A 26,279-nucleotide genomic window follows, 5' to 3' on the forward strand; every position below is an offset into this window, starting at 1 on the left:
AGGCCGGAATAGCCGGCCCTTCTCATTATTGGTGTTATTCAATATATTCATCAAAATGACCTTTACCAAGGAGTCGTTCACTCTTTACAGTATTTCCGAATCGTGCTCTTACAATATATACTCCACTCTCCCCTGGCATCACTACAAGCGTACGACTGCTAAGTGCAGGTACTTCCTGAAGTTTTCTGCCTTCTACCGTGAAAATCTCGATAACACCAGGACCTTGAGAAACGAGATTCATACTTGCAGTAACAAGTATCATGGAACCGGCGTTTCTGATTTGGATATCATTTCCTGCATTGTTTTCATCATCCGGGATAACATCAGCGTTTGTAGTAATGTTATGGAACTTCAGTACGAAGCGGTCGTGAATATCACCTACAGGATCTGCTACATATGAGTATGTATTCTGGCTCCTTAGGTTGACCACGGTTCCATTATACCTGTCTTCAAGTAATATAGCATGGTTGGAGTTGAAGTGTGAAATATCAAACTCCATTTCTACCTCACCAGCGACTTGGTTCCGTGTACTAAGCGGAATTTCAATTATTTCCTTGTTAATTGTCGGCAGGCCGTTTATAGCAAGGGAAGCTGCACCTGATCTTGTATAGATTTCGGGAATACGTTTAGAGTCGTTGAAGTACTTCTCTGAATCACCCTTATCTAGTCCTTCTGTCGAACCTTCACTAAAATATATCACTGCACCGTCCCTTGAATAAGCGTTTGATGTTTCGATACGAATTACATCAGCTGATGATGTTGAGGTGCTCTTAAGTATTGAACCGTTTATTCCATGGGTACGACCTTCAGGTTTCACAGTTACAGTTACTCCTTCAACAAAGGTTTTAATCCAGACAGCCTGCATTGGAGGAATCAGAGAGAGTTCTTCCTCAGAGATAGTACCAATCTCTTGTTCAGGGTACAGGGCAACTTTTCCAAAAGGAGCAGCATCCTTGTTATATGTAATGAATGCCATTTCTTCACCAACTTTGCTTCTGTACCAAATAGTACCATCAACATTTGGTCGTTCCCATGTGGCAGCGTTCTCCCAGCTTATAAAGGCCGGGTATGGATTGCCAAGGAGGCTGAAACCTTTTTCTTCAAACACCCTGCTTACTTCTTCTTTGTTTATCTCTCCAGTATATTCAATTAACCTCTTTTCGACCTTGTCATCGATTAGATTAGTTGCTATTCCTTCCAGCAATCTGAGAGACCTACTTGCTAAAGTGGTCTGAATATTCCACCATTTGTTTTGTCGATATGAACTTACAACAATACCGGGTTGTCCGGCACCGAAATCGGAGAATACGGCATCTTTTCTAATGCTTCCGAGATAGAACCACTGATTGGCCGGGGTTGTAAGCCTTACTCTTGTAGTGCCACTTCCTGAATTAACCGATTTGTCTATCAGGGAAACCATACCGTTTACTCCGTAACGGTTGTTGAGTACAAGTTCTCCGTTATTTGTGAAGCTACCTTCAAGATCGATTTTTGAACCTCCGTCAATCCAGAGCTGTGCCCCATCCTCTATTGTCAGATTAGTCAAAGTGTATTCTCCTGTTATGACAGGTTCATGAACCATCTTTGAGGAGATCACAACTCCGTTGTAATTAACTGGTACCTGTCCGTTACACCAGTTCATTGGATTATCCCAATCGGAATCAGCGATGCCAGTCCACATACCTGCAATATTTGCAGCTCGCATAGTCAGCGTCTCACTTGCTCCCCAGCAGCCATTTGCTGCCAAAGCCTGCACCGAGACCTCTGAACCATCCACCAAAGCATTGGTGGTAAACACCGCTTGGTTCCCATTATCAAAGGCGGTACCATCAACTACAAAAACATATTGGCTATAGCCGGGAGTGGCAGAGAAACTTACGGCAGTTCCCACACAAAAGGCATTAGCTGCTGCGTCGCTGCTCAAGGCCACATTTAAAGCAGGTAAAACATCTACAGTTCCGGCGGTAACATCCAAACTGCAAGCCAGGTTAAAGGCCTCTACAACAACCTGGTAAGGCGCCTCACTTGCAAACAACGCACCGGTGGGCAACAAGAGGTCATTGCCGTTTCCTCCTATTGATGGTCCCATATAAGTTCCATCAGCTGTATTCTTGAGACGATACGATACACTCAGTTCTGAATTTTCAACACGAACAAAAGTGCTGCTGCCGTCACAAACTTCCGCATCTTGAATTGCTACCGTACGAGCGTTTACAGCGGGACTAACTACTACATCCAGCGTTGTTTCTCCCTGTACACTGGTAGCCCCTACTCTTTCTTCCACTTTAACACTGCCATTGCCTGCTGCTCCCCAAAGGACAGTAACTGAATTGCCTCCACCGGCTACCGTTCTCCAATTGCCGGCCCCGCTTGTCTGAACCGTTCCTCCGGTCACAGTCCATCGGTATTGATTACCGGTAATTGCAGCAGTGCTGTAAGTCACGGTAGTCCCCATACAAATATTGGGCTCATCCGGACTGATGTCGGGAACCGGAATATTGGTAACCTCAACAGCAAAGACGATATTGACTTCGCAACCAGTTGCTGCGGTTGTTTCGGTCAATTGTAATTGGTAGGTTCCGGTTCTGTTACCAAAAGTAATATTGGTTGAAGCGGCATTGGCATTCGCAATGGTTCCTCCACTGGCCCCTACCCAGCTCCATGCGTAGGTATTGGTGCCGTTCTGCGGAGTCGCGTAAGTGCGTACCTCATTTCGACCGACCATAGTAGCACCAGAAATAACGGGAACAGAGGTCTCCTGAACAACCAAATTCACCGACCCGCCATTAGCGATTCCAACAGCAGATTGGTCGGACACCGAAACCAAGGAAACAGAATAATTCCCTGCTCCAGCCAAATCGTCACCCGTAAGCTGAATAACATAGTTGGGCGAAGTGATGCCGGTCTGTGTAAAATTGCGAGTTGAAGAAGCACCAGTAACACGATAACTCAAAGTCCATGGCGCCGAACCCGACAATACAACGGGAATGGAAGCCACTGCACCATTGTTACATATCTCCACCGGAGTAAAATCACTGATGGTCGCTGTCACTCCACTTAAGCCCAGCGTAAACACATAATCATTGGTCGTGACACGTGTTGAAGTGGCCACCGTCTTAGCCGATGCATTCACAGTTTGTCCCCGCTCAGTCCATTTGCTGTCCCCACTATTGAATTGCACCACGCGCAAGCTGTTGCGCAACAAGGCATCGGAAGTCACCCCGGGATAAGATTGCTCATCCCAACGCAATTGAATGTTAGCACTCGCTCCGTTGGGACGTGATACCTCCCAACGCTCATTGTTACTAACCGACGTAATGGGTGTATTAAGATGCTCCTCCTCCTTGGGTAAATCATTAGCATTAAGATACCTTACTGTCCAATCTGCAGGTGAACTTCCCCCCTGCGTATTCAACACAGCCATCCGGCCATAGCGTCCTTCATTACCTACCTGAAAAGTGAAAGACTGACCTGTGAGCATTCGTTTGGTCATGGGGCCATCCACAAAAGAATTGACGTTGCCACCAGACACCGCATTATTAGCTGTATTGGAAATATACACCACCTTATCAGCGTAACTGCGAATAATTCCACGAGAAAGATTCAAACGATTGCTTACAACAAAATTGGCACCAACAGCAGTTTCAGCCATATCCAACTCACCATTGGTATTCATCGTTACATTGTAAAAACTCTCTGCTGTCTCAACTTTGAACTGCTGGGTACGATTGCCGTCAAAAACCACAGTCCCACGTCCGGCCAGGAATCCGCCCACTGAAGTATTTTCATTGATCCAGTCACCCCCAACATAAAGTGTTCTGTTGTTGTTGACATTACTTAAGACGGTACCGTTGCGAATAACCAGGTTGCCGTTGATTTTCATATCATCGGCACTGATGTTCTTACGGCCTGAGCCGGAAAGCACTACATTCTGGAAGGGCTTGTAAATATTACCGGGTTTCAGCGGAAGATTGGCCTCATTATCCCCTTTGAACTCAATGGTAGAAGCAGCATTGTCAAAGAATTCATCGAATTTACCACCAGGTAGAATAAAGTTACCATCACTGGTTGAGCCTATCACCAATGTTCCGTCGCCCAAAAAGTGCCCCATATTGTGATAAAGTGTTGTTCCAATATCGAGGGTACCATTTAATTCCACTGAATAAGTGTAGGCATTGTCAACGTTCAGCGTAACAAGGTGTCCTTCGGCAATTATAACAGGATTGCCATCAGGCCTTAGTCCACCGGCATCCCCACCAGGGGTAATCGCCCAAGTTGTCGGGTCATCCCAATCGCCATTTCCACGGCTGTACAAAACAGGTTTTGTAACGAAATTCGGCGCATAACCCGCTGTGTATTCACCGGTAATGTAATCCCCGTTAAAACTGATGGTATTGTTGGCTGCATCAACGACCTCACCCAAATCATACCAGGTGTAATTCTCATAATCATAACGACCGCCCACATATTGTTCCTCATCGGCTCTTACATCATCCTGTTCATAGGTATAGCGATGGCTTACCGACAAACCGCTGAACCCTTCCGACTTTACACTCCAATAATAAGCCAGCTCATTGTCATCGGTATCGTTAACCGCGGCATGCTTTTCATTGATGGTGCGCAAGGTGATTGAACCGGGTGCCCCATTTGCCAAAACCGTATATGCGGCTGGTGTGTACTTCCCTTGTACGCCTACAGGAAAGACGAACTCACCTGCTGCACCAGCTGCATAAAGCTTACGCACACCCTGGTCGGACAACACGCCGTTGAGCATCACCATCTGCTTTCTGCCCGGAGTGCCTCCAACGACAGCATTCTCACCAAAAGTGAGCAAGTAATCATCGATGTACAACGAACCTGCCGTAAAATTCAAATGGCCATTGATTCGGATATTGTTTACCACATTCGCTCCATTGCTGTTGTTCATCAAAATATTGCCAAAAACAGCATTGTTGCCTGAGATGGTCTGGGCCTGGGTTCCTTCTACAGAAATTCCTCCTGAAGAGGATGGACTCTCATGCCTGGCCACATTGTGAATGTTACGTACCACAGCAACAATGTTGCCTCCATCGTTGAAAACGCCCGAGTAAAGCGACAAGTTGTTGTTCACATAAAGTGAGGAGTTTTCGACCAGAGACAGACTGGTTGCTCGAATTTCCAGATTGGCAAAGTTTGTTACGTTGGTGCCAAAGCCCTGTATTTGCTGAGAACCCGTTCCATTAAATCGGGTGGTCTGAGAAACAGCACCCGGACGGAAGCCTCCCTCATTAATTCCACGGCTGGCCGAAATATTATTATTTACCAACCTGCCTTCAAGGTTAACATCCAAGCCATTGGCCAGGAAAACAGAGTTACTGCTGATAAACAATTCGTTCTTGACTTGCAGGGGCAGCACAGCCAGTGATGCGCTTTGTCCGGTATTCGCACCCACTTGAAGGTTCCAGATGGGCGTCCCCAGCTGCAAATCAAAACTGTAACCAGCGGTATTACCATCGGCTCCAAGTTGAATGGTTCCACCACTCACCTCATTGCTCGCGGGACGAAGATACAAATCACCAAAAGCAGAACCTGAGGCAGAAGGCCGTGCAAGAATGAGCCGACCTCCACTTACCTTAAACAAGCTGCCATTATTGGCCACCTCCAACAAACCGCGGGATGTCATGCGGTTACGACCGGCAATGATAAGCTCACCACCACTTTGAATGTAGTTGAGCGAACCGCTGGTGGTGGTGGCTGGACGACGAATCTGACCATTTACATACAAGGTGCCACCCGACACATACACCTCAGGTTTTCCGGCAGCAGCATATTCAATACTGTTGTTTCGATTTTGGGTAGCCTGACCAATTTCCATGCGACCACCCAAAACCTCTAACCTACCTGCCAACAACAAATTGGCATTGCCATTGCCGTAGGCAACACGCAAGGTTCCGGCATTCACCGAAAGTGCAGCTGTGGAAGGAATAGAAAAGCTGGTTGAGCCATCGGTAACCGTAACCACCAAACCTTCACCATCTACCCGGAAGGTTCCATTTAACAAGGTTAGAAAGGGATTGGTAACACCAGTTGAAATACTTGATTTTAAAGCAAGAATTGGTGTGGCATCAGACCCTTTATCCACGGTCAGCCTGTGGAAATTAAACGTACTGCCCGAACCTTCAATCACTGCGTCTTGCTCCCCTTTAAAAATCGTGGCCGTATTCCTTGTACCACCAACCATATTAAAGGTACCGCTATTGATTAGACTTCCCTCGATTGTAAGCGTGTTGGCAACAGCAGTCCCCCCATCTCTGACAGAGAAACTTGCCCCCGAGTTAACCATGACATCACCATCAACCAGAAAATGAGTTGCTCGATCATTCCGGTAAACCAGATTTCCGGATTCAATTTTGAGATCTCCTCCCACATGATAAGTCCTTACGCCCCCCGTATTGGTCCTCACTTGGTTACTTCCCTTTATCACCAGATTCTCAAAAACAGTAAAATCTATATTGGGAAGCGTAATATCTGCACCAGAAGCATTAACAATCAGGTTCCGGTATTGCGTTAGAGGCAATGAAGTACCATCAGAAGCCACAGGAAGCGTAAAAGCGTTGCCTCCCGAAACATAATACTCCACAGTACCACCATTCTCCCCAAGGAATTCACCAAAATCACCTCTGGGGAAATAAGCTCTTGCAATCCTTAAAGTTCCACTGCCAGTAACCGTTTCCTCTGGTAAGGCGGCAAAATTATGGCCATTGGTACGCACCAAATCCAAAGTCGCACCCTCAGAAATAAAGAGTGCTCCAGCCTCTGCACCATTCGCTGTCATAGTAACTGTATGGTCTTCCCCTATTACGACAATCGTATTTGCCGCAGGAACAACTGAGCCAGCTTCACCCGAATGACTGTCTGTACTCCAAGTTCCGGGTTCATTCCAAGCTCCACTGATACGTGAATACAATACCGGGATTCCTTCAAAAGCAGAAGGCAATCCCGCAGTATAATCACCATTGGCATTACTCTCCGCATTGAAAGTAATCACATTTGTAGCCTGGTTTACAAGGTTTACATCGTTTATGGTACGCCAGGCCGTCCCATAATTATAAACAGCAGGCAAGTAATTGCTCTCATTGCCTGACACAAAAGCATCTGCATAAGCATAAGTATGTACAACTGAGCTGGAAGGTATTCCTTCAAACCCTTGGCTTGTCGTCTTCCAGTAGGCTCCAAGGGCATTATTGGTTCCTTGAGCCAGGTGGTGCCGACCATGAACCGGACGAGAAGTCACTGCACCCCATTTAGTAGGGGCCGAACTAAACCTCAAAGTAGCCGGCATATAGTAATGCGTTGCACCTACAGCAAAACCGAACGGAAAAAGAAAGCCATTGGTGTTGTTGAACTCCTTTTGAACTCCGCCATTGGACATCAAACCACCAGTAACCAACATCTTGTTGTTGGTAAACACTTGAGCTGTACCGGTTGCTGCACTGTAGATATTGGCATCAGTCCCCAACTTAAGCGTATTATTGCCAATAGTAAAGCGGTGATTGCTCACCAGGCGAAGATCACCATTGATGGTAACGGTTGCATCCGTTGTCACCGATCCGCCATTCTTATTAACCGACAGATTATTAAAACTTCCGGTGCCGTCGCCCGACAGTATTTGATTGCCATTACCGGTAAGCTCAATTCTTCCGGCACCCGTTGCGGGCCGAAAATGCGTACCACTGTTCTGAATATTACCGGCAACTGTAACCGTTCGTCCATTATCACGCAGGATTGTTTCTTTACCCAAGGTAAAATCCCCTCTAATTGCGAAAGACGTTGCTCCATTTAAAGTCAAATCGGACTTGCCAGCCAGCTCCAGGTTATTGAACCCGTTGGTCAGCGTCCCGTTATTGGTGAAAGTCTGCGGGCCATTGCCATTAAAAATGGTGGTGTTGGTCCCGGGAGTGTAGGTGGCATTTGCATTGATGGTGAAAGCTCCACCAACAGATACATCAGTATTATTTGCAACAAATCTTGCACTATTCCCAACACTGAGATCATTTAACACCTTCAGGGGCTGTAATGGAACCGATGCCGCATCAAAGGCTGTTGAAGTAAACGATTGAAGATTACTTGAAAAGCCACTATTTGTTGGGTTCTCTATAACCAAGTTCCAAAACGGAGCTGTCGATACAAAATTGGCATCCCTATAGGTTGTTTGGATTCTAACAGTTCCTCCTGTAACCGAAACGTTTTCAGGACTGGAGCCAATAACCAGACTACGATTTCTGCCTTCTCCAGCATTTGTAGCTTGCCTAATCAGCATTTCACCTCCCGACATGGCAAAGCTCATATTCGGATAAGTCCATGAAAAACTGGGGTGACGGTCAGCACCGGTAATATTCCCTGTAATTTCAACTGTTCCCCCACTCTGATTGTACGACCCCCTGTGAGTCCCTTCAACGGTAGAGGTTCTGATAGCAGGGGTAATCAAAAGCCCATCTTCAACAACAACAGAAGCATTTGCACGAATAATTATACCGTGTAAGTTGTTTACGTTGAAAACACTGGTAGGGTTGGTGATGCGCAAGGTTCCGTAAAGGACAAACGAATTTGAGTTCCCCCCTCTATCATTGGTTGTATGTTTGACAGTAGCCCCATCTATCCAAAGACAAGCATCCTCATCAACATGATAATTGTAATCTTGTCCGCTTTGCCACTCCTCCGCAAGAGAAGGTAAATTAATATTTGTACCCAGTCGCACGGTACCGGCCATCAAACCCAAAGCACTGCGTTGAATAATATTAGGGGCGTCAGGATTTGGCGTCACGCCCATTTCATTATTTCTACCGTCTAAATGAAAAAGGTTTGGTGCAGAAGCATCAATATTTAAAACGAAGGTCTGGTCAACACCTTTATCAATTTCTATACGGTAAAAACGGGTAAGACCATTAATGGTAACATTTTGATCCTTGGTCGGGTTATTAAAAACGACGTCAACTCTATAATTGGGGTAAGATTGGTAATTTGGACTGGAGAGTCCGGAAAATCGTGCCTCACCATAATTTGAAAAATTGCCATTTATCGTTAACCTGTGGGCACTTTCAAAATTCGTCCCCAGATCACCCGTACCTACCCTAATCCGACCATTGGTTTCAACAGTCAGATCACCGTTCACGTACAAGTTCAACCTGCTCGTGGCTGTATTATCATTTATTCGAAATGTTCCCCTATTAACAGTCAGGTTTCCATTTACCGTTAGATTATTTCGAACTGTGGCTGATACACCTGAACCTGACAAACTAAAAACAAGGTTATTGTAGTCATTATGCTGCAATATAAAATCTGACCCATTATAATACTCCACTGTACCACCTCCAGTCGAGGTAAATGCATCAAAATTTCCTCCAGGAAAACTATTCGTCCGTAAACGCAAGATTCCTTCACCACTGACCTCACCAAAATCATGGCCGGTAGTGGTTCCTAAATCAAGAACACCACCATCCTGGATCAGCAAGGACAATATCTCTCGTGAATTATCCGGAATGGATACATTTCGCCCATTAAGAATCACTACTCTTTGCGTGGGCAATGGGACTCCGGCATTAACAGATAGGCTTCCGGAAGGATCGGTTGTCCAGGTATTGGGATTGTTCCAGCTGCCCGATTGATAAGAATAATAGGTGATGATGGGTTCCCTTAAAGTCCAGACCCCATTCAGATCATTGATGCCAGAACCACCAAAAGTGTTGGTTCCAAAATTTTGTCCCCCGGGTATATCTATCCACGAACCATTTTGAAACACCTTAGGTTCATATGAAACAGTATTGGGCAGTTCTCCATTGGCATAGGTAAAGCGAACCGAAGCATCTTGCACAGAAACTCCGGCAACAGAGGTTATCCAGTGTCTTTGCAAATCAGTCGGGTTACTCCCTGGTGCATTACCAGGAGTAGTTCTAACCGAGATGGAACCTGAACCAGTAACTTGAAAATTATCTATTTGAAAGGGTGCATAAGCCCCTCCACTACCCACGGGATATATCCCCAAAAAGTCACTGGATGCTGCCCCCTCTCGTATAAACAAACCAGCTCCCTCTGTAACCAACATATTGGAAGACGAGAATGGCTGCCCAGCAATTAAGGATGCGCCTAATTTTAAAGTCAAATCTCTTTGAGCCAGAACAACCCGGGCTCCGGAGAGCTCTAAAACCCCTCTAACACCAACATCTCCCAATAAGGTTTTATCCCCTCCACCCGAAACTCTTAAGTTACCATAATCCACGGCCGCAATACTCTGGTCTCCGGCATAACCATAACTGATCGTTGATGTAGGGTCAGCAACTACAGAAGCTTGCCAGATAAAACCACTTCCATTATTGTGTTCATATGTAGCATTTGAAGCAAGTTCTAGGGAAATATCGGATGAGGCATTTCCTATGGCATGATTGGCAACCAAAGTCGCCCCTGCTTCTAAAATAATTTTTGTTTCAGGACCAGTTAGTGCCCATAATTCAGATGTGTTGCAGGTCTGCCCTGTCTGTATAATGAAGGTTTGATAGCCGGAGTTGAAGTTGGCCGGAGTATAATCCCCATTCCCATCCCGGGCTGAATTCCAATTACTTGTGGCAGAAGGATTGCCTGAACCTTTGTAGTAGTATGTTCCGTAAACGGGAATGCTCTTCTTAGCCTCGGACGAACTACCCAGAGGACCGGCTGCATCAACATTAAGAGTAATGGTTTTTAGGCCAGTCGTTGAGTATCGAACATCATGAGGTCCGACAGCATTTGAACTAACAGGATCTGCATCAGCTCCGAAACTCCAACGGTGGTTCGTCGCACCCGTCGATTGATCCGTAACCGTAACGACTTCCCCTACTACAGCTGCTGCCTTATCAACATTAAAGTCTGCTTTAGCATCCGTACCAGCAAACACTCCTCCCGCACGAATAATGCCAAGAAGCAAAACAGCACCCGTAACAACAAATCGTTTGTCACTGATCATTCTCGAAAATCTGGTAAAGATTGATTTCATATTACAAAGGATTACAATCGTGGGTTTTTTATTTTCATGATAAGAAGGTAGGCAATCAGACCAATAGTGGTCAACAATGCCATAACTTCTATATACGCCCCAAGCCGGGCAACAAAAGTCACCTTTCTGTTCAGTTTTATTTCTTGTCGCAAAGAATCAGCATTCTTACTATCAGTAGTATCTATAATATCTCCTCGCTGATTAATAATTGCAGAGATGCCCATATTGGATGAATGAGCAATGCTCCGCCTGTTTTCCACAGCTCTGATAACAGAGTGCTGCAGAAACTGCTTAGGCACATTACCGTTCTCGTACCAGCCCTCGTTAAGGAGGACAAAGAAAGCCTGGGCACCTTCTCGCGACGCTTGGTAAAAAAGTTTATTGTATACCGACTCATAACAGACCATTGCAGAGGTCTGCAATCCATTTGCTGCCCTAAAAACCATCCTGTTGTTCTCCCGTTTGGAAAATTGAAAATCAATTCCAACAGGAGTCAGGCGAGGCAAAACAAGTGGATAAGGCGCGTACTCCTGATAAGGCACCAATTGATCTTTTACCCGAAGTTGCGGGGCCTGTTCTTTTTCTATTTGGAGAGCAGCATTATAAGTGTAGTACCAGGTTTTATAATTCTCAGAAAATCTTATTCCTGGGATGCGTTGGTAGTGCTTAATCTTTCCAACGTCTGGAATCTCTTCATAAACAACAGCCCCGGTAATCAACTTAAGATTAGGGAAACTGTCGGTATGCTCGTAAAAATGATCAAAAACCAAATTCCGGTTAAAATCTTTGACCCATCCGGCATTGGTGATGGCGGTTTCGGGAAGTACAACATACTCGGTGTTCGCTGTCAATTCGGGCAGCATAATACCCAGATAAATATCCATAAGCTCATAGATATTCACCCGATACTTAACATCTCTGTTATCGGTACTGGGATGAATAACCAGAACTTCTTTGGAAATCCCCTTTTCTTTATAGGCTGAGTAAATGATCAAAGAAATTAGAATGGGGGTAATTACAACAAACAGCAGAACAAGCCCACTGCGCAGGAGCGTTTTGAAACCACTGGAAAATTTCCTGACGAAAGAATACAGCAAGAAATTAATACTCAAAATCCAAAGTGTTCCACCTGAGGCCCCGGTATACTCATACCACTGAATTAACTTAGTGTTGACACCCAAGTTATTCCCCAAATTATAAAAAGGGGAGCCCAGTTGAAAATTTGCCTGTATCAACTCTACGGTAAGCCATGCTGCAATAAAATAAAGGGAGGCAAGCTTATAGCCAATCTTTTTAAAATTGATATAGAAAGGGAGAAGAAACACAAATGGGAGAACATAAACAATGGCCACTAAAAACCCCATATTGGCGGTTTGTAACACCCAATAAAAACATATAAGAAAATAAGTGACCAATGCAAGCAACAATTGGAGGGCAAATGTCCAAAATGGTTTCGTATGCGTTTTGACGTAATCTCCTGCATAAAGCAAGGGAAGGAAAGCAACAAAACTAAAATAATAGTATTCGGAAGGTATTGCTGAAACACCCAACAATAGCCCAGTACATAGGGGTGAAATAAAAGTGGTAAATATTTTTTGTAGAAATCTAACCATATCCCTGCATTCTCTCTCTCTATAATAAAACTTTCAGCCTCTATTACTAATCTAACAATCCAGCCCTTTTCTATGTAGCGCCTGCTGAACAATCAAACAAAATCCTACAAAAGTAAAACTAATCTACAAATCAAGCTCTTAACAGTTGTAGAATTTTGATAAAAACCAAATAAAACTTCACAATTCATACACGATTCAGATAGCTAAAAGTTAGTACGAAACTGCTCTTAAGAAGTTTCTCCATGTAAACCAAACACCAGAAATCTTTGACTAAATCATCCTTTTATTTGACCAAATCCCTTGACGCCCACTCAGCACTTCATCCCCTACCAAATAAGAATGGTTTGCAAGTAGCATTCAAAAAAAGTCCGAGACTGGAGCTCAACTCCAGTCTCGGACTTTTCAAATACATATAGGGTGTAAACTACTTATTTGCGTTCACAACCCGTTCACTTTTCACCATCTGACCAAACTGAGCTCTCACGATATAAATGCCTCGCTCGTTTGGCAAAATCACCAGGGTTCGACTGCTGCGGGCAGGTATTTCAGAGACTTTCCGCCCATCAATCGTATAGACTTCAATTTGTCCTGGATTCTGTTGTACCAAATCCATACTTACACTTACCAATACTTTATCTCCTAAACTCCTGATTTTAATAAAGTCACTTCCATCGGTCTGTCCTTGTTCAGGAAGAACTTCCTCTATACCAGTTGTGATTTTATGAAGGTGAACTACAAATCTGTCATGTACTTCGCCAAGGGTTACAACTGAATAGGTATAACTGTTATTCTGAAGAAGATTAATGTAAGTTCCGTTGTCTCTGTCTTCAAGATATGCTGTATATTCATTGTTGAAATATCGTAAATCAAATTTTAATGTAACACTGCCCTCTATTCGGTTCTTCACTGAAAGTGGGATTGCTCGATAATCCTCAGATAGTTCGGGTAGTCCGCTAATTGCCAGTGGTTTTCCGGAAGCTATAGTATAGACTTCAGGAATATTCTTGGAATCATTGAAGTACTTCTCTGAATCACCGTTGTCCTTGCCTTCTGTAAACCCATCCTTAAAGAAAATGACGGCCCCGTCTCGTGAAAATTTATTTTCTGCCTCAATTCTAATAACATTCCCAGATTCTGAACTGCTTTTTAGTCTTGAGATAGCGGTACCATGATTTCTTGACTCAGGATATAGATTTACTGATGCGTTAGGACTAAGGGTTTTTATCCAAACTGCTTGCATGGGCGCAATCTTAGAATGCTCTTCAACGATTTCTGGAGTGATTTCTTCTAAACTATATGGAGAAATAGCAATTCTTGCCATTTCGTCAACGTAATTGTTATAAGTTACAAATGTCATTTCTTCACCAATCTTGGTACGGTACCAGATAGTATGGTCAACATTTGCCCTTTCCCATCCGGCTCCATCCTGCCAGTCAATAAAAGATGTAAAGGGATTTGCCAGAAGATGGAAGCCAGCTATATCAAAGGTTCTACTGACTACGTCTGTATTTATTTCGCCTTTATATTCAATTAGTCTTGAATCTGCTTGCCCATCGCCATCCTTATCAGATTCACTCGGCAAGAAATTTGTGGCTATTCCTTCCATTGTGCGAAGAGCGTTCCCGGCTAGTGTCGATTTAATAGGCCAATACTTATTGCTTCGGAAAACACTAATTGATATGCCGTCATTTCCTGCTCCAAAGTCGCTAAAAATAGCATTTTTACGCGAACTTCCGAGATAGAACCACTGATTCTGAGGCAGAGTCATTCTGGTCGTAACTTGCCCTACAACCTGCCCGTTTGTTATTAATGAAGACATTCCGCCAACTCCATATTGATGCTCCATCACAAGAGAGCCGGTTTCTGCAATAGTAAGTTTACCGTTAACAGTAAGCCTGGCTCCTGGCTTAAGAGTAAGAGTAGCCCCAGCCTCAATGGTAAGATTATTAATCTCAATTATGCCGTCTTCCTTTATAATCTCAGGAAAAACTCCTGTACAAGGTTTTATTCTCACGTTTGAGGTGGACGTAGGTATTCTTTTACCAATCCAATTGTTTGCTAAATTCCAATTACTGTTATCGGCATTGGTTTTCCACTGGTAACCAATCACTACATTAATAATCACATCATTAACTATATCTACCAGGGATCCATTTTCATTCTGAAGAAAATCATCCAAATCCCCTACTACCCCTGGAGTATTAACCACTGACCAGGTAGGGGCTATTATTTCAGCATCGGGATTAAGAATATAAATCTTTGTGTCGCTCTGATTTCCATTAACACCTAAACCCCCGTCAAGGTGTGTGAAATTGCCCCCAACAACCAAGTTCCCATTATTATGAACTGTAGTACTTGATGCGGTACTGAAGTTTCCTACAACAATTATGTCTCCATGAGATTCAATTCCTGCATTACTTGAAGTTAGGTTTCCATGAACAATAAGGGTTCCGCCTCCCTCTACTGTGATATTTGCAGCAGCGGTCAAATTACCAAAAATCTCAAGAACAGCATTTTCCTCAACGGTAACTCCTTCCGATTGATTATTTGTATAATCACCATTCACAACAAACGAACCATAATTCTTAACAACCCCATTCAAAAAGTTACCATTAATAATAACACTTCCACCCTGGTTTATAGTTAAGGTTTGAGATAACGAAAAATCACCATTTACAATCAAAACTCCACCATTCTCTACAGTAATATTGGTACTATCTGCGACGCCATTAACAGTTACCACAGCACCATTCTTAACATTAAATGCTGCCCCCCCGTTACTCCCAGTGAGTTTCCCATCAACATCTAACTCCCCAAAAATGTCTATTCCACCATATCCAGTTGAAAATCCACTACCAACAGTGAATTTTGCATTCTGCTGTATAGTAACCTTTGCATCCCAAGAGAAATTGCCCTCCTTGTAAATAATAGCCCCTGAGACAATAGTAATTGTCCGATACTTTTCACTTGGCACAGGGCTTGGACTCCATACTGCGGGATCATCAAAAGAACCGCTAACTGAATTACTAGTATAGCTCGCCAAACCAGGTAATCCCAGTCCAATCATCAGCAATACCAGTACCCACCTTCTCATGTAAAGATTCTTCATATTGTTGTGTTTACTTAATTCTATCTAAATCAAAATTGTGCAAATTTATCTCCTATACGCTAATAAGTATTGGATGGTAATATTACTTTGACGAACGCTTGAAAATATTTGACTAAAACCATCTAAGTGACGTTTTGTTTTTTTATTATTTTTACAATTCATTTGATACTGTGATAAATGCCAACTGCAAAAACACGATTAATTCATATTGATGATCTTGGGGAACTTGCTTTTATGATTGGCAGGCGCTATAAGCGAATGTCGATAAGGATAATCCCGGGAGAAACTCCCCGGGTGCTTGTTCCTTATTTTTGTGACTTGCAGGAGGCTATTGATTTTGTGAATCTTAAAAAAGAATGGATAAAAAGCACTCTCATCAAGCTCGAGGAGAAAAGGCTCAGACCTACTGTGTTTGACGAGAATACGGAGTTTAAATCGCGTTCGTTCTCTCTTAGGGTTGAAGGTGCCACGCGCAATGATGTAAGACTATTCTACTATAACGGAATCCTTAAGGTGCAGTATCCCGACCATATCCCTGTTTCCCATCCCAGGATTCAGGAGCTTATTCGCTCGGGTATCGTCGAGGCCTTAAGGCGTGAGGCAAAGCACTTCCTGCCCAAACGGCTTGAGGAACTGGCAAAATACCACGGTTTCACTTACAGAGTCGTTACGATAAAAAACCTGAAGAGTCGCTGGGGAAGCTGTTCGACGGTCAATAATATAAATCTCAACCTCCACCTGATGAGGCTGCCCGACAGGCTCATCGACTACGTACTGATTCACGAGCTATGCCATACCGTTGAGAAGAACCATGGACCTGGTTTCTGGAATCTATTGGATAAATGTACCGGAGGTAAGGCCAGACAACTTGATGCTGAAATGAAAAAATACCGTACCCAGCTATTCTGAGGCGCTTGAAATTGAACATCAGTCCCTAAATTTCTTTATTTTAGCATATTATTAATATTGTACCTCTACTGATGATGAATTGGGAGAAACTGCTTTCGGGCAACAGGACAGGTCCTAAGGACAATGATAAAGAACAACACGACCGTAGTAATTTTCAAAGGGACTACGACCGCTTGGTTTTCTCTTCTCCTTTCCGCAGATTGCAAGACAAGACCCAGGTCTTCCCCCTGCCCGGCAGCGTGTTTGTGCACAACCGACTTACTCACAGCCTTGAAGTAGCCAGCGTTGGTCGTTCACTTGGCACGAGTATCAGCCGATACCTGGTCGATGTTCTGAAGGTCAAAAATCCTCTGGCTAATGAACTTGGTTCGGTAACCGCTGCAGCTTGTCTGGCCCACGATATGGGAAATCCGCCTTTTGGCCACAGCGGGGAGAAGGCCATCTCGCTCTTCTTTAAGGAAGGGGAAGGCCAAAAGTACCGTGCTCTGATTGACGATGAGGCTGTATGGAACGATTTTATCGCCTTTGAAGGAAACGCCAATGCGCTGCGTCTGCTGACGCACCGCTTTGCAGGAAGGCGTGATGGCGGGTTTAAACTGACTCTTACAACTGTTGCTTCTGTAGTAAAGTATCCCTATGCATCGGGTACTGTGGGCCTTAAGAAATACGGCTTTTTCCAGTCTGAAAAGGAAACATACTACCATATAGCGAATGAGTTGGGCATAGAGGAGATACCCGGCCAGCCAGGTGTGTTTATGCGTCACCCCATAGTGTATCTGGTTGAGGCGGCGGATGACATCTGTTATCAGGTGATGGATATTGAGGACGCACACAAACTGGGTATCCTATCCACCGAGGAGACTCGCAGTTTGCTTCTGGGATTCTTCGATAAGGTGGAGGAGAAGGCCAGACTGGATCGTATAAACGAGATCTGCAAGGATGTTACGGATACAAATGAGCAGATAGCCTATATCAGGGCCTTGGTTATCGGGAAGCTGGTTCGTGAATGCTCCGATATTTTTATTAAAAATCATGATGAAATCCTGTCAGGGACCTTCAAGGGCTCGCTGATTGAACACCTAAGCGGTGCCTCAGGTGAGGGAATCAAGGCCTGTGAAAGAACCGGTTATGATATAATTTACTGTCATCCTACAGTCAAGGAGATCGAAATTGCCGGTTTCCGAATTCTGGGTTCCCTGCTCAAGGAGTTTACCCATGCGGTGATGAATCCGGATGAGCATTTTTCTGGCTTGCTACTGCCATTTATCCCGCAGCAGTACAGAGTGTTGCGTGATGCACCTGTACATCAGAAAATACAAACTGTTCTTGATTTTGTATCAGGCATGACAGACCTTTATGCTCTTGACCTATACAGAAAAGTAAATGGCCATAACGTAACTGCCAAGCGCTTTGGCTCTTTCCCGTCCAAGTAGGGACGGGAAAGAGCTCCGTGTCGAAGTGTGTATATTTAATCAGTCATATTCATTTGTGCCTGACATTTTTGGAATTATATAAAGTTTTGAATATTTTCACAAAATACACTTCGCCTTATCCCCCTACCTCTCCGGAATTGCCCGGAAATATTGATTTAATAACAAATTGGTATAAATATGCCATACAGACGCTTGCCTAATACGGATCAGGCCAGGCTTCGGGCACTAAAAGCTGCTATCAGTAAAGGTGTTGCTCTGAGTCCGATGGACTTGGCTTTTTCTCAGAGTGCACTGCTGCAGGTGAGGAGCTTCCTTCCTCACTTTGAGCAGTTGCTCGATCAATACCGTAGCAGCCGTAAGAGACAGGCGGAAATTGGCAGGGAACTGGCTGAGCACTTCAGAATGGCAAGGTTGTACGTGTCTCACTTCCTTCAGGTGGTCAACCTGTCTATTATTCGCGGTGAACTGAAACCGGCAGTCAGGACTTTCTATGGGCTCGACGAGAATGATAAATCAGTACCTGAGGTGGGTACCGAACAGCAGCTAATGGTCTGGGGTAAACAACTGATCAGTGGCGAAGAAAAACGTATGGCTACAGGAGCAACTCGAATATACAACCCCTCCCTTGCAATGGTAAAAGTCCGATTTGACAAGTTTGTCGAGTTATACAACCTTCACAAAGACCTCCTAAGTACTTCTCAGAAATTGATGGAGAAGGTTGCTGAGTATCGTAACCAGGCCGATGATCTTATCACCCTCGTTTGGAATGAGATTGAAAAGACATATGAAAATTTGGATCCTGAGGAGAAGCGTCAAATCTGCAGTGAGTACGGAATTGTCTATGTCTTCCGTCCCGGTGAAAGAGAGAGCGCCGCTGAAGCTGCTGAAGAGTCTTTGTGACAGCCTACAAGACTCGGCATAATCTGGCAGGTTACTACTGCAAAGCCAGATATAAAATTGCAAATTTCTGATTTTTAATTGCCCGGACTTTAATTCATTACCGGGGCTTCGCTTCTTGCCTTAATATGCTGCCTGAAGTAATATAACAGAGCTAACACGACTACCAAACCAGCCCAGCCCAGCAAGGGGTGGCTATCACCAACCTGTGACGGATCCAGGGGATTTACATCCGGCTTGGTAATTCTATAATAATGGAATACCACAAGGGACAAAAAATTGTTTGTGAAGTGCCCCATTATCGAGTACCAGATACTTCTACCATATACCATCAGATAACCTAGTACCAGTCCCAGAACAAAACGTGGCAGAAAGGTCAGAAACTGCATGTGCATCGCACTGAAGAGAATGGCAGTTGCAATTATTGCTACATGATGGTTTTTCAGCCATCTGATCAGCAGACTCTGAATACCCCCTCTGAAAAGCAGCTCCTCACCAACTGCAGGAACTATTGCGATAAGAAAAATATTGTAAAGAATCACCACCGGATCTGTGGTGTCCAGAAAGCTGAACATAAGCGATTTGGCTGCCTCCTCTGTTGTTTGCATCCATTGCATTAACCTGTCCATCGACTCAGGCAGGCTGAATTGCATATTTAATTCTGAGGTAAGTGAAACAAAGGGCTGGATCACAAGCATAATCACTATAGCAAAGAATACTGCCTTGGCAGCCGGTTTGTTGAAGCCCAGCCAGGAGGCAGGGCTTTTTGAGAACAGCACGGCTGCAAGTATTGGGGGTACAACAAACATGGCAATGCTTTGCACAAGCTGCAAATATTTCATGAAATATAAGGGTGCACCACCATTTAGTACTGCTACAACTGGATCCAAACCCCAGAAAGGGATTGCAATCAACACCCCAATAAGTGTTACCAGCAACGATGAAACAAGCACAAGACATATAAGCAGGATCAGTTGTAAAACCGGATGTAGTCCTGCAAAGGCTCCTTTAGGCATGATTTAAAATCTTTTTTGAATGTGCATAAAAGTAATTATTTTTCTGAATGCTGCTGTCAAAGCCTGGCTGTACCTGACGAAATATTGATTGCGATGCGTCAGTGTAAAGGGAAAGAAAATATTTATTGCTAAAGTTGAGGAAATTTGAAAAAAGTCCTTACATTTGCACCGCATTTTAAGCGGACGTGGCGTAATTGGTAGCCGCGCTAGACTTAGGATCTAGTGCCGAAAGGCGTGGGGGTTCGAGTCCCTTCGTCCGCACGGATAAAGTAGAAAACCGCCTGGCTTACGATATATATCGGGAGTAGGCGGTTTTTAAGTTTCAAATACTTAAGATATTTTGGCGTACAGGTTATTGTAACATACTAAATGCTTCATTATCTTTGCGCTCTCTTATTTCAATCAATATTTTTAATTCGAAGCTGATGAATATCACTAGGGAAAACATTGACGAACTTAACTCAGTGATTACACTGACCATTGATAAGGAAGATTACAGCGAAAAGGTAGCTGAAGTTTTGAGAGATTACCGCAAGAAGGCACAAATGCCAGGTTTCCGTCCAGGCAAGGTACCCGAAGGTCTGATCAAGAAGATGTACGGTACTGCTGTACTTGTTGACGAGGTCAACAAGCTGATCTCTGAAAAGCTGTCAGAATACCTGAGCGAAAACAAACTCAACATACTTGGAGAACCCCTTCCACGCGAGAATCAGGATCCAATTGATTTCGATACTCAGGACAGCTTTCAGTTCCAATTTGATATAGCTCTGTCACCCGAGATAGATGTTAAACTTAGCAAACGCGACAAGGTAAACTATTATACTATCGAGGTAACTGATGATGTTCTGGATGGACATATCAAGAGCATGACAAGCCGTTTCGGCAAGAACGAAAAGGTTGAACTTATCAGCGAAAAATCTCTCGTAAAGGGTGACTTCGTTCAGGTTGACAAGAAGGGCAATGAAGTTGAAGGTGGTATTAGAGCTGAAGACTCAATCATGTCACTCAATATCGTTAAGGACGAGGCTGAAAAGAAGAAAATGCTCGGCAAGAAGGTTGGCGAAGACATCGTATTTGATGTAAAGAAGGCCTTCCCAAATGATACAGAAGTATCTTACATCCTTAAGATATCTAAGGAAGAAGCTGCAGATGTAAAGGGCTCTTTCAAATTTACTGTTAAGGAAGTAACCGAATTTATTGATCCTGAACTTAATCAGGATCTCTTTGACAAGCTCTTTGGCGAAGGTGCTGTTAAGTCAGAGGAAGAAATGAAGGAAAGGGTAAAGGTTGACCTTGAAAAGGCTTTTGCAATCGAGTCTGAGTACAAATTCTCTATAGATGCCCGCAAAAAGCTTGTTGCTAAGCATGAAGTTACTCTTCCTGAAGAATTCCTGAAGCGTTGGCTGAAGGCAACCAACAGAGGTGATGAGCGTTTGAGCGATGAACAAATCGATGCTGAAATGCCACGTTTCTTCGAAGACCTGAAATGGCAACTTATCAAGAATGCTATTATCAAGGCCAACGACATTAAGGTTGAAGAAAACGATATCAGGGAAGAGGCCAAGAAGAGTGCCCGTATGCAGTTTATGCAATATGGACTTACTGCTCTTCCACAAGAGTATATAGACAATTATGCCAACGACCTGCTGAAGAATGAAGACCAGGTACGTCGCATTGCCGAAGCTGCAATGGATGAAAAAGTTATGGCATATATCAAGGAAGCTGTTAAGGTTGAAGAGAAGGCTGTTTCCCGCGAGGAATTCAACAAGCTCTTCACCAATAATTAACATACACATTTGCGACAGGCCCAAAGTTTTTGCTAACTTTAGGCCTGTCGCATTTCTTTTAAAACTAAATAGCTATGGCAGATCCGAAAGATTTCAGAAAGTATGCCACAGGGCACATGGGGCTTAACAGCACTATGCTCGATAAGTATACTTCCATTACTTCAAGCTATATTTCTCCGACAATTATCGAAGAGCGCCAGCTGAACGTGGCCCAGATGGACGTGTTCTCACGTTTAATGATGGACCGTATCATCTTTGTGGGACTGCCCATCGACGAGTACGTTGCCAACATCGTGCAGGCGCAGCTGTTGTATCTTGACTCAGTAGATCCTTCTAAGGATATCTCAATCTATTTTAATACCCCTGGTGGTTCGGTTTATGCCGGACTGGGTATCTACGATACAATGCAGTATATATCCTGTGATATATCAACTATATGTACAGGTCTGGCTGCCTCAATGGGTGCTGTACTGCTTACTGCCGGTACCAAGGGTAAGCGTTTTGCTCTTAAGCACTCACGAGTAATGATACACCAACCTCTGGGTGGCGCTCAGGGTCAGTCGGTAGATATTGAAATTACTACCCGTGAGATTGTTAAGCTGCGTAAGGAGCTTTATACAATTATTTCAGAGCATTCCGGCAACCCCTTCAAGAAGATTGAAAAGGATGCAGACCGTGATTACTGGATGACTGCAGAGGAAGCCAAGGAGTACGGAATGATTGATGAAGTTCTTGTGCGTGAAAGAAAAAAATAAAGGCGTTTTGATGGATAAATGTTCGTTTTGTGGAAGGAGCCGGAAGGAGACCAACCTTCTGGTTGCAGGGATTGCAGGTCATATATGTGACAGCTGTATCGAACAGGCTCATGGCATTCTGACTGAGGAGTTCAAGAAGAAGAGCAGTTTCGACCTTGATGGCATTAAATTGATGACACCTGCCGAGATCAAGACTTTTCTTGATGAGTACGTGGTGGGGCAGGATCAGGCCAAGAAATTCCTTTCTGTGGCCGTGTACAACCACTACAAGCGCCTGATGCAACCCTCCGCTGACGATGAGGTGGAAATCGAAAAATCCAATATCCTGCTTGTGGGAGAAACCGGTACCGGTAAGACTCTTCTTGCCCGTACCATTGCCCGCATGCTTCATGTTCCCTTTGCCATCGTTGATGCCACTGTTTTGACTGAGGCCGGTTACGTCGGTGAGGACATCGAAAGCATACTTACCCGTCTTTTGCAGGCTGCTGACTATAATGTAAAGGCTGCCGAAAGGGGCATTGTGTTTATTGACGAGATTGACAAGATTGCCAGAAAAGGCGATAACCCCTCGATTACCCGTGATGTGTCGGGTGAAGGAGTTCAACAAGGTCTGCTCAAACTGCTGGAAGGTTCCATAGTGAACGTTCCGCCCCAAGGGGGACGCAAACACCCCGAACAGAAGATGGTGGCTGTCGATACCAAAAATATCCTCTTTATTTGCGGAGGAGCCTTCGACGGTATCGAAAGAAAGATTGCCCAACGACTCAACACCAGAGTAGTGGGCTATGCCGCTGTTGAAAACAGGGAAGCCATTGATCCGACCAACCTGCTTCAATATATTGCACCAATGGACCTGAAGGCCTTTGGATTGATTCCCGAAATCATTGGACGTTTGCCCATACTTACCTACCTGCATCCGCTTGACAGAGATACTCTGCGTATGATTCTTACAGAACCTAAGAATTCTATCGTGAAGCAGTATACCAAACTGTTTGAGATGGATAATATTAAGCTGACTTTTTCAGAGGAAGTGCTTGACTACATCGTTGATAAGGCTGTTGAATTCAAGCTTGGTGCCCGTGGTTTGCGATCTATCTGCGAGACAATAATGATGGACTATATGTTTGAAAGCCCGGGTCACAAGATCGATAAACTCGAAATCACTCTTGATATTGCCCGCGAAAAGCTTGAAAAGGCAGAAAGACGCCTACTTAAGGCCAGTTAGTCACCTGCCTGAATTAACATCTGATTTGAGGTTTTTTAACAGAAGAGCATTCTTCTAGACAGTTTTTTTGCTACTTTTAATCCTGAAATAAACGGAAAAAAGATTAAAAAATCCTATTTGGGATTTTTTATGGTCTATTCCGACAATGAGTTTTCAGCTGCTGAGTAGTACTTAAATCTTTACAGTTATGCTTAATTCTGTTTTTGTACTCGTGCCTATTACCTCGGTATTAGCACTTTCATTTGCTTATTATTTCTATAAGCAAATGACCAAAAGTTCCGAAGGAACTGAAACGATGCAGAGGATTGCGCAACACGTTCGCAAAGGAGCATCGGCTTACTTAAAACAACAGTACAAGGTGGTGCTTATCGTCTTCTTGTGTATCACCGCCATTTTCTCTTACATGGCCTATGGTCTGGGAGTACAAAACAACTGGGTACCCTTTGCATTCCTTACCGGTGGTTGTTTCTCAGCTCTTGCTGGTTTTTTTGGAATGAAGGCAGCTACAACTGCTTCTGCCCGAGTGGCCAATGCCTGCCGTGACTCTCTCAACAGCGGTCTGAGATTGGCATTCCGAAGTGGTGCTGTAATGGGTCTGGTTGTTGTAGGTCTTGTTCTTGCCGATATCTCAATCTGGTTTACAGTTCTCAACCACTTTATCGAAGACATGGAAGGTGGCTACAAGCTGATGACTATTTGTGCAATTATGGTAACCTTTGGGATGGGTGCCTCTACTCAGGCTTTGTTTGCCCGTGTTGGTGGAGGTATCTATACTAAGGCAGCTGATGTAGGTGCTGACCTTGTAGGTAAGGTAGAAGCCAATATCCCTGAGGATGACCCGCGTAACCCTGCTACTATTGCCGATAATGTTGGTGATAATGTAGGTGATGTAGCCGGTATGGGTGCCGACCTTTTCGAATCTTTTGCAGCTTCCATACTCGCATCTGCACTACTGGGTGCAGCTGCCTATTTTGATATGGGCGACGTTCAGCTCGGTGCTGTTCTTGCACCTATGATTATTGCAGCAATTGGAACTCTGCTTTCTATAGTTGGTATCTTCCTGGTTCGTACCCGTGAAGGTGCATCTCAAAAAGAATTGCTTCGTTCACTTAATATAGGTGTGTATTTCAGTGCTGCGTTGATTGTAGTTCTTTCATACTTTGCTCTTAAGTTCCTGAATTTGCCCAACTTCGTGGGTATATGGGGTTCAATTATTGCTGGTCTTGCAGCTGGCATTGGTATCGGTCAGTCTACAGAATACTACACTTCTGCGTCATATAAGCCTACTATCAGTATCGCTAAGTCAAGTGAAACCGGTCCTGCAACTGTTATTATCGCTGGTGTTGGTACAGGTCTTCTGTCAACTGCAATACCATTGTTGATCGTTACAGTTGCTATTATTCTTTCATACTGCTTTGCAACAGGATTCCAGTTTGGTGCTGATACTATCAATATGGGGCTTTATGGTATAGGTATTGCTGCTGTTGGTATGCTTTCAACCCTTGGTATTACTCTGGCAACTGATGCCTATGGTCCTATTGCTGACAATGCAGGTGGTAACGCTGAAATGTCAAACCTTGGTCCGGAAGTTCGCAAACGTACCGATGCCCTTGATTCACTTGGAAATACCACTGCCGCTACCGGTAAGGGATTTGCCATTGGTAGTGCTGCTTTGACAGCCCTTGCCCTTCTGACCTCGTACTTTGAAGAAGTCAGGATGATGTTTGTCAAGGTGCTTGATGCACCTGATACTCTTATCAACAATGTTCCGGCCGGAGAGGCTACCTTCTATGACTTCGTACAACACTATGAAATCCACCTGATGAACCCGCTGGTAATCTGCGGTATGTTTATTGGTGTTATGGCTGTGTTTATGTTCTCCGGAATGACAATGAATGCAGTAGGCCGTGCTGCTCAAAAGATGGTGGATGAGGTTCGCCGTCAGTTCAGAACCATTGCGGGTATTATGGAAGGTACTGCAGAGCCTGACTATGCACGTTGTGTAGAGATCTCAACAAAGGGTGCTCAAAGGGAAATGATGAAGCCTGCTTTGATGGCTCTGGCAATTCCTGTTGTCGTTGGTCTGGTACTTGGTGTTCCCGGTATCTCTGGTTTGTTGATCGGTACTATTACTTCTGGTTTTGCCCTAGCAATTTTTATGGCAAACTCAGGCGGAGCCTGGGATAACGCCAAGAAGTATATTGAAGAGGGCAACTTCGGTGGCAAGGGTTCTGAAGCACACAAGGCAACAGTTATCGGTGACACCGTAGGTGACCCATTCAAGGATACTTCCGGTCCTTCTCTCAATATCCTGATTAAGCTGATGGTTATGGCCTCTGTTGTTACTGTTGGTCTGGCCGTAACATACCATATTCTGTAATCTCGTTTTGATCCGGAATGCGCTGAATATACTGGATCTATAACAGTAGAATCTATTCTGGCCCTGGAAATGGCTCCTTTGGGAGCCCTGATTCAGGGCCACTGTTTTATCATGTCATCAATGTAGCCTGGGTGAGTGGAGTTGAAGTAA

11 protein-coding genes and 1 tRNA gene are annotated in these 26,279 nt (G+C 44.2%); 8 read left to right on the forward strand and 4 right to left on the reverse strand.

The window, feature by feature from the left end; genetic code table 11:
* Positions 1 to 34 precede the first annotated feature (34 nt).
* The 3 genes from M9189_RS01635 to M9189_RS01645 form a co-directional block, all read right to left on the reverse strand.
* Positions 35 to 11,005: a beta strand repeat-containing protein gene (locus M9189_RS01635; RefSeq protein WP_250724173.1), complete on the reverse strand. Its 10,971-nt coding sequence runs from the start codon at positions 11,003 to 11,005 to the stop codon at positions 35 to 37.
* 11 nt (positions 11,006 to 11,016) lie between these two features.
* Positions 11,017 to 12,618 carry an apolipoprotein N-acyltransferase gene (gene lnt / locus M9189_RS01640; protein WP_250724174.1) on the reverse strand — a complete coding sequence of 534 codons (1,602 nt, stop codon included), beginning with the start codon at positions 12,616 to 12,618 and terminating at the stop codon, positions 11,017 to 11,019.
* 424 nt (positions 12,619 to 13,042) lie between these two features.
* Complete coding sequence (locus M9189_RS01645) at positions 13,043 to 15,727, reverse strand: T9SS type A sorting domain-containing protein (RefSeq protein ID WP_250724175.1); 2,685 nt, start codon at positions 15,725 to 15,727, stop codon at positions 13,043 to 13,045.
* Between the two features lie 177 nt (positions 15,728 to 15,904).
* On the opposite strand from M9189_RS01645, the gene M9189_RS01650 reads away from it, so the two are divergent.
* The 3 genes from M9189_RS01650 (at position 15,905) to M9189_RS01660 (ending at position 18,969) form a co-directional block, all read left to right on the forward strand.
* Entirely contained in the window at positions 15,905 to 16,636 is a 732-nt protein-coding gene (locus M9189_RS01650; RefSeq protein WP_250724176.1) for a M48 family metallopeptidase, read from the forward strand.
* Between the two features lie 71 nt (positions 16,637 to 16,707).
* Complete coding sequence (dgt, locus tag M9189_RS01655) at positions 16,708 to 18,069, forward strand: dGTP triphosphohydrolase (protein ID WP_250724177.1); 1,362 nt, start codon at positions 16,708 to 16,710, stop codon at positions 18,067 to 18,069.
* A 177-nt stretch (positions 18,070 to 18,246) separates the two neighbouring features.
* Complete coding sequence (locus tag M9189_RS01660) at positions 18,247 to 18,969, forward strand: hypothetical protein (RefSeq protein WP_250724178.1); 723 nt, start codon at positions 18,247 to 18,249, stop codon at positions 18,967 to 18,969.
* Between the two features lie 89 nt (positions 18,970 to 19,058).
* Here M9189_RS01660 and M9189_RS01665 read toward each other — a convergent pair whose 3' ends face one another.
* Complete coding sequence (locus M9189_RS01665) at positions 19,059 to 19,982, reverse strand: CPBP family intramembrane glutamic endopeptidase (protein WP_250724179.1); 924 nt, start codon at positions 19,980 to 19,982, stop codon at positions 19,059 to 19,061.
* Positions 19,983 to 20,161: 179 nt separating this feature from the next.
* On the opposite strand from M9189_RS01665, the gene M9189_RS01670 reads away from it, so the two are divergent.
* From M9189_RS01670 to M9189_RS01690, 5 genes are all read left to right on the forward strand, one after another.
* A tRNA-Leu gene (locus tag M9189_RS01670) sits at positions 20,162 to 20,243 on the forward strand.
* Positions 20,244 to 20,407: 164 nt separating this feature from the next.
* Positions 20,408 to 21,769, forward strand: a complete 1,362-nt coding sequence (tig, locus tag M9189_RS01675; RefSeq protein ID WP_250724180.1) for a trigger factor — start codon at positions 20,408 to 20,410, stop codon at positions 21,767 to 21,769.
* A gap of 74 nt (positions 21,770 to 21,843) precedes the next feature.
* Positions 21,844 to 22,524 (forward strand): ATP-dependent Clp endopeptidase proteolytic subunit ClpP, encoded by a 681-nt coding sequence (clpP, locus tag M9189_RS01680; protein ID WP_250724181.1) that lies wholly within the window; start codon positions 21,844 to 21,846, stop codon positions 22,522 to 22,524.
* 10 nt (positions 22,525 to 22,534) lie between these two features.
* A complete protein-coding gene (clpX, locus tag M9189_RS01685) occupies positions 22,535 to 23,749 on the forward strand; it encodes an ATP-dependent Clp protease ATP-binding subunit ClpX (protein WP_250724182.1) in 1,215 nt (404 codons plus the stop codon).
* 187 nt (positions 23,750 to 23,936) lie between these two features.
* Positions 23,937 to 26,129 (forward strand): sodium-translocating pyrophosphatase, encoded by a 2,193-nt coding sequence (locus M9189_RS01690; RefSeq protein ID WP_250724183.1) that lies wholly within the window; start codon positions 23,937 to 23,939, stop codon positions 26,127 to 26,129.
* The last annotated feature ends 150 nt before the right edge of the window (positions 26,130 to 26,279 follow it).

It is taken from the genome of Xiashengella succiniciproducens (assembly GCF_023674465.1).
GTDB lineage: Bacteria > Bacteroidota > Bacteroidia > Bacteroidales > Marinilabiliaceae > Geofilum > Geofilum succiniciproducens.